The sequence below is a fragment of the Staphylococcus sp. URHA0057 genome (genome assembly GCF_000620265.1).
GTDB classification, from domain to species: Bacteria; Bacillota; Bacilli; order Staphylococcales; family Staphylococcaceae; genus Staphylococcus; species Staphylococcus pasteuri.
The window spans coordinates 1-12,795 of record NZ_JHVS01000010.1; the positions used below are offsets into that span (position 1 = coordinate 1).

Sequence of the window (12,795 nt, forward strand, 5' to 3'; positions counted from 1 at the left end):
TAGAAACTATATTGAGTCATTAAAAGAACATGATGTATTTCAAAGTATGTCTAGAAAAGGAAATTGCCTAGATAATGCCTCAATGGAAAACTTCTTTGGGTTATTAAAACAAGAAATGTATTATGGACAATCATTTGAAACATTCCAAGAATTAGAACAATCTATTCATAAATATATCAATTTTTATAACAATACAAGAATTAAAGCAAAATTAAAAGGCTTGTCTCCTAAGCAATATAGGAAACAAACCTTTAAAATAGTATACTAAACCAGAGTACAACTTTTGGGGTTCAGTACAATCATCTTAGTGCTATTATTTTAGGATTCATGTCACAGTCTATTTTATATCTAAAGGATTATGCTTCTGTAATATCATTTTCAATTAATAATTTAATCGCTTTATGGTCAGTAGCATTTCTAAATAAATCATATGCGTTTTCAATCTCGCTTAACTTACTATAGTGAGTAACTAGTTGTTCAGGTTGAATGATTTTACTTTTTAATGCTTCTAATAGTTCTTCTGTAGTATTACCTGAAACTAAACCAGTAGAGACATTGATATTTTTGATCCATAATTTGTCGATATCAAATTGAACTGGTAAACCGTGAACACCGACATTAGCAATTGTACCGTCGACACCAATTAATTTTTGACATAAATCAAACGTTTGAGGAATACCTACAGCTTCAATAGCGACATCGACGCCTCGATGATTGAGCTCATAGACTTCTTTAATAGCTTGTTCAACATTACTAGAATTGATAGTATGTGTCGCGCCAAGTGATTTAGCAGTTTCCAAACGGTTATCATCTAAATCAATCATAATAATTTTTGACGGAGAATAGAATTGTGCAGTTAATAATGTAGCTAAACCGACTGGTCCAGCACCAACAATAGCTACAGTACTACCGGGTTTAACCTTTCCTTTTAATACACCAATCTCATAACCAGTTGGTAAAATATCTGAAAGCATAACTAAAGCTTCATCTGGTAATGAGTCAGGTGCATGATATAACGAGTTATCTGCAAAAGGAACTTTAACATATTCTGCCTGTGTACCATTAATTAAATGTCCTAAAATCCATCCACCGTCATTTTCACAGTGTGCATAAATGCCTTTTTTACAGTAATAGCATTTACCACAAGAAGATACTGCAGAGACAATGACTTTATCTCCAACTTTAAAGTTGTTCACATTAGATCCAACTGATTCAACAATACCGATACCTTCGTGACCAAGTGTTGTATTTTCAGGTACTTCTGGAGTATCACCTTTGATAATGTGTAAGTCTGTACCACAAATAGTCGTTTTGACCATTCTAATAATAGCGTCAGTACTTTCTGTAATGACTGGCTTTTCCTTATCAATTAACTTTGCTACACCAGGTTTTGAGTAATTATAGGCTTTCATAGGAATCTCTCCATTTTAATGTGAATGATTTCACATCTATTATACCATAATTAAAAATTTTTGAATTGTTTTCTATTAAAATAATGATTATAAATAATAGAATAATATAGTTATAAAAAAGAGACCCGGTAAACATGGTAAAGTCCACAAAGATGAAAATAATGTTTAAATAGCTTAAAATAGACATGAATATAGATATAAGGGAGAAATTAATAATGGATACTGAAGAAGGCAAATTAATTGTTGATACAGAGATAGAAGTAAATGGATATGATATTGATGCAATGGGGATTGTAAGTAATATCGTGTTTATAAGATGGTTTGAAGATTTACGTACCATTTTTATTAATCAATATATGAATTATTCAGAAATGATATCTAAAGGCATTTCACCAATTTTAATGAAAACGGAAGCGGATTATAAAGTACCAGTAACGATACACGATAGACCGAGAGCACGTTGTTGGATGATTAAAGCAAGTAAAATGAAATGGATATTCAAATTTGAAATCTCATCTGAAGATAAAGTACATTGTATAGGTTACCAAACAGGTGGTTTTTATGATTTAGAAAAGCAAAAAATAACGAAGTTACCTCAAGTTTTTCAAGATATAATGAAATAAAGTGAAAATTCGTACTTATATTAAAGATGATCTGTACTAATTTTAACTCGAGAGGGTGTATGATATGACTGAGACAATTCGAGATGTAGCACAATTTAAAACTTTCATTAATCAACATCCATTAGTTGTAGTTCATGTGATGAAAGATCACTGTAGTGTTTGTCATGCCGTGTTACCTCAAGTGAAAGATTTATTACAAGAAACGTTTCCTCAAGTGAAATTAGCTATTATTAATCAAAATGAAGTAACAGATATTGCAGGAGAATTATCTATTTTTACCGTACCTGTAGATTTAGTATTTTTGAATGGTAAAGAAATGCATAGACAAGGTAGGTTTATTGATTTACAAAAATTTGAACGCCAGTTAACACCGATGTATGAACAAATATACGAAAGTTCAAAATAATAAATAGGTTTACAGACACTCGAATGAAATTAATGTTCGAGTGTTTTTTTATATACTAAATTCTCATTATACGATTTAACCCGAGTTGGTGGGACGTGTAATAATTAAGTGTTATGATAGAAAACGTGTGAAATTTTTATATAAAAATACGATAGTAACGATTTAAGCAGTGTTACAGAAGGAGGCTAAAATGGCAAAACATTCTCGTACTTATCATATTAAAAATACAGTTTTCTGTCTTGTAGGAACACTATTAATTGCGCTCGGTGTAAATAGTTTTGTGATACCTGGTAACCTTGGTGAGGGCGGCGCTATTGGTATGTCTCTTGTATTAAAATATACCCTAGGTTTATCACCGGCGCTTACATCTTTCCTCATTAATGCTATTTTAATTATCATTGGTTGGAAATATTTGAGTAAAACGACGGCAATTTATACAGTGATTACGATTACAGCCAGCTCCATTTTCTTAGATTTAACTAAAAGTTTTAGTTTAGGAATTAATGAAAACTTTATTAATGCAGTCTTTGCTGGTGTATTAATCGGTATAGGTTCAGGCCTAGTTATTGCATCACGAAGTACATTAGGTGGTACATCGGTCATTGCACGTATTATAAGTAAATATTCAGAAGTTAAAACATCCCAAGCGTTATTTATATTAGACGCATTGGTAGTACTATCATTTTTACTAGTGTTGCCTATCATTAATGTACTATATACAATCGTTATGCTATTTATTGTCGAAAAAACGATGGCATTTGTAGTAGAAGGATTTAATCCTAAAAAAGCAGTAACAGTTATTTCAGATCATAATAAAGATATTAGTTCTGAAATATACCAAGCTACTGGAAGAGGATCAACATTGTTAGATGGTAAAGGTGCTTATCAATTAGATAATACAGATATATTATATGCAGTAGTATCTCAAAGTCAGATTGCTACAGTAAAGAAAATTGTTAACCGTTATGATGACAATGCATTTCTTGTTATTCATGATGTAAGAGACGTTTTAGGTAACGGATTTATGAATATTAAATAAACTTAAAAAGACTTTTATAACGCGAAAAATTCGAAATTATTATATTATAGAAGTAAAGGATAAAGGAGGTGGATTTCAATGTTCAAGAAAGTTCTAGCTGTGATAAGTTCTACTTTAGTAGGTAGTATATTATTCGCTAAAGTCAAAGAACAGAGAAGTTATCGTAGTTTCGTTCAAGAAAAAATGATGCGATTAAATGGAATGAAAAGCACGTTCGATAGTGTTGAAGGCGCTAAAAAAGCACTTGAAAAGACCAAAGATGAAACTGCGGGTAAGTATGCAGGTACTGAATATGAATTTAACCATAACGTTAGTATCCAAGATTACTTTGGTTCATTAGTTTATGTTGTTAACAATCAAGGTGACCGACAACAAAGGACAGTATTATATATTCATGGTGGCGCTTGGTTTCAAGATCCTTTAGATTATCACTTTGAATTTATAGACTTACTTGCAGAAACGTTAGACGCTAAAATAGTAATGCCTATATATCCTAAAGTGCCACATAGAGATTATATAACGACAGAGGTACTCCTCCATAAAATTTATCAAAATTTACTTAATAAAGTAGATAATCCGGATCAACTTATTGTTATGGGTGATTCAGCAGGTGGTCAAATTGCCTTATCATTTGCACAATCATTAAATGATAGATCATTACCACAACCAGGACATATTGTATTATTATCACCTGTGTTAGATGCTACATTTAGTAATCCAGAAACGAAAAAATATGAACAAATAGACCCAATGTTAGGTATTGATGGAAGTAAATACTTAGCAGGTTTATGGGCAGGGGATACGCCTTTAGATGACTATAGAATTTCACCTATTAATGGTGATATAAACCATCTCGGTCACTTGACTATTGTCATAGGTACTAAAGAAACATTATATCCTGACGCGCTTAAATTATCCCAAATGCTTGATCAAAAAGGGATTGAACATGAATTTATACAAGGTGACAATTTGTTTCATATTTATCCTATATTTCCTCTTCCGGAAAGAGAAGACGTCTTGAATCAACTTAAACAAATTATTATAAAAAAATAACCCTACTCCTTATAAAATGAGTGGGTTTACATTGAGTATAACAGCGAATTCATTTATCAATATGTTTGATAATTTGAATTCGCTGTTTTGTTATCTATTTGTTTTGATTGATGCTGATTTGAGTCTTTAGAATCAACATTTTTATAATTTGTAGATGTATATGAATGTTCTTTTGATGAAGCATCTTCATTTTTTAAACTAGAGTCTACGGCTTCATCGCTATTACGTGTTTTATTATTTATTTTAGTGTGATCTGTATCTAATACAGAATTGCTCATGTCTTTTCCTTGTAAACTTCCAACTAGAATGAATGATAAGTAAAGTGTTGTCACTATTAAAATAGCTGCTAAATAAATTCCAATAGCAAATTTAACTGACTTTTCCATTCTTCTCCTCCTAAGGTCTGAGTAACTACACTCTTAATTTAACATTTGTTTTTTAATTTAATGTAAATTCCTAGTAAAAAATATATGTCTTTCTCAATACAAGGTATGTCAAGGCTAGTAACCAAATACAGTCTAAATGATTAACAATATGTCCTATTCTTCAAGTAAGCCTTTACATTTATTTACATTATTTTAATGGTTAATTAAAAGAGTTAAAACTGAATCAATAACCAAATGATAGTCTACTACTATAAGTTATAGATAAGTAATTTTTTATTTTAAGTTTTAAGTGAATATTTAATATATATTGACTTTTGATTAATTGTTTTTATAAGATTTATATTAATGGAAGCGTTTTAATAATTGGATAGATTTTTTTCATACTTTATAGAGAAAAATAAATTTCCATTCCATTAACAATTCAATATACATAGAAAAGAGAGGGATTGTAGCGTGATTCTCATAACAATATGTGTTGTGTTGATTCTATGGCTAGGTATTAAAGAAAAAAGGCGCCATGCGAATCGACTTAAGAAAATCCCTATACGAATTAATATTAATGGTATTCGAGGTAAATCAACTATTACTCGAATGGCATATAGTGTATTGAGAGAAGATCACTATAGAGTCATAGGGAAAACAACAGGAACAGACGCACGAATGATGTATTGGTTTACTCAAAAAGAGTATCCAGTAATAAGAAAACCTCAAGGTGCCAATATAGGTGAACAAAGAGATATCATTCGTAAAGTTGTTAAACAAAAAGCCAATGCACTTGTAAATGAATGTATGGCTGTCAATCCTGACTATCAAATTACATTCCAGAAGGACTTAGTAAAAGCTAACGTGGGCGTTATCGTTAATGTAATGGAAGACCATATGGATGTATTAGGACCGACACTAAAAGATGTAGCACAAGCGTTTACCGCAACCATTCCTTATAAAGGGAAATTGGTTGTTATGAAAGATGAGTTTACAGACTTTTTTGCTAAAGAAGCTAAAAAACGTAAAACAGAATTAATTGTTGTTGATAAAGATAAAATACCTGAATCATACTTAAGAAAATTTGATTATTTAGTCTTTCCAGATAATGTGGCTATTGTATTAGGCATTGCCCAAGCAGTAGGCGTTGATAGTGAAACAGCGTTAGAAGGAATGTTAAATGCGCCTGCAGATCCAGGTGCAGTTAGAATTAAATATTTCCATGCAAATAACACGAAAAATGTTTTTGTTAATGCATTTGCTGCTAATGAGCCAAAATCTACGAAAGCGATATTAAATAAAGTAGAATCATACAATTATCCTTATAGTAAGAAAATCGTCATATTAAATTGTCGTTCAGATAGAATTGATAGAACTAAATTGTTTGTTGAAGATTTCTTAGAAGATGTGGAATACGATACGCTTATCTGTACCGGAAAAAGTACACAAATGGTATCAGATTTGATGCATCGATTACCTGATAAGAAATATTTAAATTTTGAAGGACAAGATTTTACAGAAATAGAAAAAGCTATTATGAAAGAAGCGGACAATGCACTTGTCTTTTGTGTAGGTAACATACACGGACCAGGTGGAAGAATAGCGGAATTCATAGAAGGGATAGAATAAAATGATAGGTTCAGAATTATATTTCTCCTTATTTGTAGGTGTTGTTCTCAGTCTTATATTCGCTGAGAAATTTGGTATTAATCCAGCAGGACTGGTAGTACCTGGTTATTTAGCATTAATTTTTGATCAACCCATCATGCTTTTATCAGTATTAATTATCAGTTGTTTAACATTCTTTATTGTAAACAACGGTATTAGTAAATGGGTTATTTTATATGGTAGAAGAAAATTCGCTGCCATGATTTTAACAGGTATGGTATTAAAATTTATATTTGATTTGATATATCCATTAACCCCATTTGAAATGGTCGAAGTGTCTGGTATTGGGGTAGTTATTCCTGGTATCATCGCGAACACAATTCAAAAACAAGGTGTTGTAATAACATTATCATCTACTATGTTATTAACATGTATTACATATGTCATCTTGTTCTTATACAGTTTTATTAATTAATCAAGAACAAGGAGCGCGTAATTACAATGAAAAAGAAAAAACGATTAACACCAAGCGAATGGTTGCTCAAACAATCTAAACGTCATAAACGTAGAAACACTTTATACACAGCCATAGTTCTTCTTATCGCTTTAGTATTAATAGTCTTCGCTATTCGCGCAGTTAAAGTGGTACCTGTGAAAAGTGATGCAAAAGATCCAAACAGCGTTCGCATGACCTATTTGGGTAATATCACATTAAATAAACATATACGTCAAAATAATCTCAATAGTGTATTTTCAGGGTTACAAGAGCCACTGAAGAATAGTGACTTTTCAACGGCCTCATTGTTATTGAATGACTTTGCTAAAGATTCTAAGAAAGAGATTGAGAAAAATTTAGAAAACATCATGTTCTTGAAAAAGCAGAACATTAAAAGTGTAAATTTAATTAATCAGACTGCGGATAATGTTACTGCAAGAGACTTGATGGAAAAGGTAGAATCGCAAGCTGGGTATAATTTCCTAACGGGGAATGGTTCTAACCCTATTAATAGTAAAACCGTGCAACAAGATGTTAAAGGTAAGAAAATAGCTAATGTATCATTTACAGATGTAGAATCAAATTATGCAGAACCACTTAAAAATACGACATCTATCAGTTTGGATCCAGACATTTTTTATCCATTAATTAAAAAATTAAAACAAAATAATGATTATGTAGTAGTTAATGTTGACTGGGGAATTCCAAACGAAAGAAATGTTACAGATCGTCAAAAAGAATATGCGTATGCTTTATCCAAAGCAGGAGCAGATGTGATTATTGGACATAATTCAGTTATTCAAAAAGTCGAAAAATACAAGAACACTCCTATTTTTTATAGCCTGGGAAATACAACATCAGATGATTTCTTATCGAAAAATCAAAAAGGTATGGTTGTACAAGATGATTGGAAAGATAAAAAACATAAGTTCCATCTCACACCAATTCAATCGAAAGACGGTAAAATTTCTGAAGATGATATGAACAAAATGGACCAAAGACGCTTTTACAATAATATTAAAGACCAATCAATTGATTTAAAAAAAGCTGACGATGGAGGTTATACATTTGAATATTAAAAAACATTGGCTGCCGATCACTGTAATCGTTATTGTAGTAATTATTTTCCTACTCGTCATATTCGCAAGAGCAAATGAAGGTTTAGATAGTTATGAACAGCAAGAATTGAAAAATGGAGAACAGCAATATCTTTCAAAAGGGGCAAGTTAGGAATGAACATATATAATAAAGCAACCTTGACTGTCATATTAATCTTGACCATCATTATTTCGTTTGTATTTTACTATTTTACGAAAGATGAAAAGATTGATAAAGATAAACTATACGAGAACAAAATAACAAATCATAAAAAGGCTGGAAATAAAAACTATGGTGTGGCATCTAACAATGCGATTGCTACTAAAATAGGTAACAAGGTTATTGAAGATGGTGGAAATACAACAGACGCTGCTTTCGCAGTATCATATGCATTAGCGGTTACTGAACCTCATTCATCTGGTCTAGGTGGTGGTGGCGCCACATTAACTTATGATGGTACAGAAGGCCAAGTACCAAATTTATATGAATATAAAACATATTCTTCTTATAACTATAAACAAGGAGATAAAATTGGTACGCCTGGTTTCGTAAGAGGTATGCATGATATGCATGAAAAAGAAGGTAAGATGGATGAGAAGAAACTCTTTGGTTATATTATTCCACTTGCTGAAGATGGATTTGAAGTAGATTCAGAATTAGAACGTAGTTTGAAAATATATGGTTCTAAAATTGATCGTAATTCACCATTCTTTAAAGGTAAGAAAACGGTCCGTGAAGGCGATGTTGTTAAACAAGATAAACTAGCGGATACATTGAAGAAAATTCGTGATAAAGGTCCAGATTATTTCTATAAAGATGTAGGTAAAAGTATCTCTAAACAATTGGATAATCAATTAACAGAGAAAGATTTCAATACATTTAAAACTGAAAAGAAAGAACCAGTAAGTACAGAGTACTTAGGAAACAAAGTTTATTCAGCTTCAAATCCTCTAGGAGGAACATTGACACTACAAGGATTAAAAATAGATGAACAAGAAAATCAAGGTACTGCTGATCGTAATAGCTACATTAAAGGTATATTAGAATCTCGTGATGTTATGTATAGCAATCGTGACATTGTAAATGGTGCGGAACCTAGTAGCGAAGAACATTTATCAGATGATTATTTACTAGGTGAATTGAACAAAGTAAATGTAGGTACAACAGCTGAAGGTGGAAGTGATTTTAATCCAATTCAAACAGATAATACTAGTACAACACACTTTGTTGTTATTGATAAGCAAGGTAAAGTTGCGAGTACTACCAATACATTATCAAGTTACTTTGGTTCAGGTGACTTTATGAAGGAAGGTTTCTATATGAACAACTCATTAGGAGACTTCTCTAAATCTCAAGCAAGTCCTAACTATGGTGAAAAACATAAAGCACCACGTTCATTTATTTCGCCATCAATTATAGTAGGTACAGACTTCTATATGGGTATTGGTACTCCTGGTGGTAACAAAATTCCAACAATGTTAAATGAAGTCATTGTCGATTATTTAAGAGGTGACGGTACCTTACAAGAAGCGGTCGACAAACCAAGATTCTACAATGATGGTGGTACCATTTATTATGAAAATGCTACGAGTGACGAAGACTTAGAGATTTTCAAAAATCTTGGATATGGTGTGAAGGAAAAACGAAATGATCCAAACTTTGGTAGTGTACAAGGAGCAGTATACGACAAGAAAAGTAAGAAAGTAGACGTCGGTTCAGACGTTGGTAACAGATAAGATATATCTACAACAGGCTGTGAAATAAATACTAAAATAATAGCACTAAGATGATTTATTTTAATCATCTTAGTGCTTACTTTATACCCAATACTTCGTATTGTATGTCTACACTTTCCGAGGGTACAGTTTCAGCCAGAAATACTACACAGATAAATCTGTGAGAATTTCTAAGGTCTTCAACTAGTACTGTTCCCTCAGGAGTCTTGCCATAAATACTACGTATTTATATGTAATTTTACATTAAAACACTTTGGGAAAATAAAGCACTTTCGTATAATTTAATAAACATCACTAAACTAAATAAACGAAGTGACTTATGTATAAAGATTATAACATGATTCAACATACGCTACCTATGGAAACTTCAGTCCATATTCCCACAAATGATATGTCGCGACATGTTAATGAAATCGTTGAAACAATTCAACTTAATGAATTCGATGAATTCAAACATTATCGTGATGCTACGTCATATCACCCTATTTTTCTTTTATACTTTATTAAACATTTTCACCATTACGTACTCGATCAATAATATTTTGGACTTGTTGGCGCTTTTCTTCATCATTTTTTACATAGTAGGCAAGTGGTCCTTCTTTGATTGTGACCCAAGGAACAAGTACATCGAAGTCTAATTCTTTAATCATTTCAAGGCTCTGTATTGATTGTTCTCTGTCACTTGAACCTAGAATAACTGTACGCCATTGATCACCTTCAAAGCATAGGAAATCACCAGTGAATAAATAGCGATGTTTACCATTATCCCATAAATATAATGTTGTTCCAAGTGTATGGCCAGGGGCTGGAATCACTTCTAAATCATCATATAACATTTCGCGTTGATTTAGATAACCTTCGACAGGAATACTAGGTTTTAAAGCTGAAGCATCATTTTCATTTATAAAATAAGGTACATCAATGCTTTTGCTACCACCTAAAGATTCATGATCGTGATTCATTAACACTTTATCTGCACCGCCTAAAGCGTTAATATCCTTTTCTGATTCTTTCAAATGAGAAGAGTGATAAATGATGACATTTTCAGAATCTCGTTGTAAAACTAATGATTTAAATTCAAATCTAGAGTCGAAAGGTAATTCAGTTGTTGGTGTTGCATAAAGTCCCACATCAATATATTTTAAATGTTCAAATTGATTATGATTCATATACATTCATCCTTTGTGAGTAGATTTAATTTGATTTATTATATTTACCCTTTTTATTTTGAAAGATTCTTATTAATGAATAACAAGTCTCATTAACATTAAATAGACAGTTTTTAGTGTGTATATTAAGATGAAACAGTATGAAATATTAATTAGATAGAGTTGTATTGATTATCTAAGGCAACACCAGTAACTAGATTGTTTAATGTTATAAAATAAAAGGTGTGAGATAAATGGATGAAATAGTTCTCGGAGTAGATTTAGGCACAAGTTCTGTTAAAGTGATAGCAGTAAATCGACAAGGTAATGTTCTTGATGTGACCAATTCATCGTTATCATTAATACAAGAACATAATGGTTACAGCGAACAAGATCCTGAAGAATGGTTTCAATCAACAAAAGATGCCATCTCTAGTTTACTAGCATCTTCTAAAATGAAAGATACCGTAGTCAAAGGTATGTCATTTTCAGGACAAATGCATGGTTTAGTCATGATTGACCAACAAAGTAACGTATTACGAAACGCAATATTATGGAATGATACAAGAAATTCAGAGCAATGTAAGCAAATTATCAACAAATTAGGTAATAGAGTAAATGGTAACCCTGTTTTAGAAGGGTTCACATTACCAAAGATGTTATGGGTGCAACAACATGAGCCAGATATTTGGAAACAGGTTGATCGTTTTATGTTACCTAAGGATTATTTGCGTTATCGACTTACTGGTCAAATACATATGGAATATAGTGACGCTGCTGGAACATTGTTATTAGATCCTAAGACTAATCAATGGAATAAAGATATTGGCGATAAGTTTGAAATTGGTGATATATATCCGCCACTTATTAATTCACATGAGAGTGTAGGCTATTTATTACCTTCAATTGCTAGTGAGTTAGGTTTAAATGAAGACGTAGCTGTTTTTGCTGGTGGTGCAGACAATGCATGTGGTGCCTTAGGGGCAGGTATTATTCATGATAGAGAAACGTTGTGTAGTATTGGTACGTCAGGTGTAATATTAAATGTAGAACATCAAAGTGTAACAGAATATGGAAATAATCTTCATTTCTTTAATCATGCGATTCCTAACACTTATTATGCGATGGGCGTAACTTTAGCAGCAGGTCATAGTTTAAATTGGTTAAAAGATACGTTCTTTGAAAATGAAAGCTTCGACAACCTTATAAAACTAGCATCACAATCTAGGATAGGTGCCAATGGATTGCTATTTACCCCATATATAGCTGGAGAACGTACACCACATGGTGATGCACTAATTAGAGGAAGTTTTATTGGTATCAGTGATCAACATCAACATTCAGATTTTGTTAGAGCAACGATTGAAGGCATTACGTATTCACTGTATGAATCTATACAATTGATTCGACAAGAAGGTAAAGACATAAATGCCGTAGTTTCTATCGGTGGCGGATCAAAAAGTGATTTTTGGTTACAATTACAAGCTGATGTTTTCAATGCATCAGTTAAAAAATTAAAACACGAAGAAGGACCAAGCATGGGAGCTGCTATACTTGCAGCATATGGATTAGGTTGGTATAACTCTATTGAAGAATGTGTTGAGCAATTTATTCAAACAGATACAACGTTCGAACCTAATAAAGACAGACATCATCAATATCAATATTATTTCAATATATATAAAGATATCTATAAACAAACTAAAGACATAACAGCAAAGTTAATTCGATAATATAAATTATGAAGTGGTGTGGTGCAAAATGAAATTTGTAACCACGCCGTTTTATTTAATTATGGTAATTATTAA

General features: G+C 31.8%; 14 protein-coding genes and 1 pseudogene. 12 read left to right on the forward strand and 3 right to left on the reverse strand.

Annotation, left to right across the window (positions count from 1 at the left end; all coding sequences use genetic code 11):
- On the forward strand, positions 1-268 hold a 268-nt coding region (locus N524_RS0107010), incomplete at its 5' end, for an IS3 family transposase (protein ID WP_029056083.1).
- Between the two features lie 88 nt (positions 269-356).
- Here N524_RS0107010 and N524_RS0107015 read toward each other — a convergent pair.
- Positions 357-1,412 carry a zinc-dependent alcohol dehydrogenase family protein gene (locus N524_RS0107015; protein ID WP_029056084.1) on the reverse strand — a complete coding sequence of 352 codons (1,056 nt, stop codon included), beginning with the start codon at positions 1,410-1,412 and terminating at the stop codon, positions 357-359.
- 215 nt (positions 1,413-1,627) lie between these two features.
- Here N524_RS0107015 and N524_RS0107020 point away from each other — a divergent pair, with 215 nt between their 5' ends.
- The 4 genes from N524_RS0107020 (at position 1,628) to N524_RS0107035 (ending at position 4,533) form a co-directional block, all read left to right on the forward strand.
- A complete protein-coding gene (locus N524_RS0107020; RefSeq protein ID WP_017636567.1) occupies positions 1,628-2,035 on the forward strand; it encodes an acyl-CoA thioesterase in 408 nt (135 codons plus the stop codon).
- 64 nt (positions 2,036-2,099) lie between these two features.
- Positions 2,100-2,441 (forward strand): thioredoxin family protein, encoded by a 342-nt coding sequence (locus N524_RS0107025; protein ID WP_029056085.1) that lies wholly within the window; start codon positions 2,100-2,102, stop codon positions 2,439-2,441.
- A 190-nt stretch (positions 2,442-2,631) separates the two neighbouring features.
- Complete coding sequence (locus N524_RS0107030; protein ID WP_029056086.1) at positions 2,632-3,480, forward strand: YitT family protein; 849 nt, start codon at positions 2,632-2,634, stop codon at positions 3,478-3,480.
- Positions 3,481-3,558: 78 nt separating this feature from the next.
- Entirely contained in the window at positions 3,559-4,533 is a 975-nt protein-coding gene (locus N524_RS0107035) for an alpha/beta hydrolase fold domain-containing protein (RefSeq protein ID WP_029056087.1), read from the forward strand.
- 56 nt (positions 4,534-4,589) lie between these two features.
- Here the strand turns inward: N524_RS0107035 and N524_RS0107040 are convergent, their stop codons facing one another.
- Positions 4,590-4,919 (reverse strand): hypothetical protein, encoded by a 330-nt coding sequence (locus N524_RS0107040; RefSeq protein WP_029056088.1) that lies wholly within the window; start codon positions 4,917-4,919, stop codon positions 4,590-4,592.
- Between the two features lie 453 nt (positions 4,920-5,372).
- Here N524_RS0107040 and pgsB point away from each other — a divergent pair, with 453 nt between their 5' ends.
- From pgsB to N524_RS0107070, 6 genes and pseudogenes are all read left to right on the forward strand, one after another.
- Positions 5,373-6,530 (forward strand): poly-gamma-glutamate synthase PgsB, encoded by a 1,158-nt coding sequence (gene pgsB / locus N524_RS0107045; protein WP_026083444.1) that lies wholly within the window; start codon positions 5,373-5,375, stop codon positions 6,528-6,530.
- 1 nt (position 6,531) lies between these two features.
- Positions 6,532-6,984, forward strand: coding sequence for a poly-gamma-glutamate biosynthesis protein PgsC (pgsC, locus tag N524_RS0107050; RefSeq protein ID WP_002450119.1), 453 nt, complete (start codon positions 6,532-6,534; stop codon positions 6,982-6,984).
- A gap of 26 nt (positions 6,985-7,010) precedes the next feature.
- Positions 7,011-8,084, forward strand: coding sequence for a CapA family protein (locus N524_RS0107055; protein WP_029056089.1), 1,074 nt, complete (start codon positions 7,011-7,013; stop codon positions 8,082-8,084).
- Positions 8,074-8,235 (forward strand): hypothetical protein, encoded by a 162-nt coding sequence (locus N524_RS13405; RefSeq protein WP_017636560.1) that lies wholly within the window; start codon positions 8,074-8,076, stop codon positions 8,233-8,235. Before N524_RS0107055 ends, N524_RS13405 begins: the two co-directional genes overlap by 11 nt.
- Positions 8,236-8,237: 2 nt before the next feature.
- Complete coding sequence (locus tag N524_RS0107065) at positions 8,238-9,839, forward strand: gamma-glutamyltransferase (protein WP_029056090.1); 1,602 nt, start codon at positions 8,238-8,240, stop codon at positions 9,837-9,839.
- A 319-nt stretch (positions 9,840-10,158) separates the two neighbouring features.
- A pseudogene (locus tag N524_RS0107070) lies at positions 10,159-10,335 on the forward strand (IS5/IS1182 family transposase); the annotation flags it as partial.
- Positions 10,336-10,342: 7 nt separating this feature from the next.
- Here N524_RS0107070 and N524_RS0107075 read toward each other — a convergent pair.
- The gene (locus N524_RS0107075) at positions 10,343-11,008 is read right to left on the reverse strand and encodes an MBL fold metallo-hydrolase (RefSeq protein ID WP_029056092.1); all 666 of its coding nucleotides are present in this window, start codon (positions 11,006-11,008) and stop codon (positions 10,343-10,345) included.
- 233 nt (positions 11,009-11,241) lie between these two features.
- Between N524_RS0107075 and xylB the strand changes: the two genes are divergently transcribed.
- Positions 11,242-12,720 carry a xylulokinase gene (gene xylB, locus N524_RS0107080; protein ID WP_029056093.1) on the forward strand — a complete coding sequence of 493 codons (1,479 nt, stop codon included), beginning with the start codon at positions 11,242-11,244 and terminating at the stop codon, positions 12,718-12,720.
- The last annotated feature ends 75 nt before the right edge of the window (positions 12,721-12,795 follow it).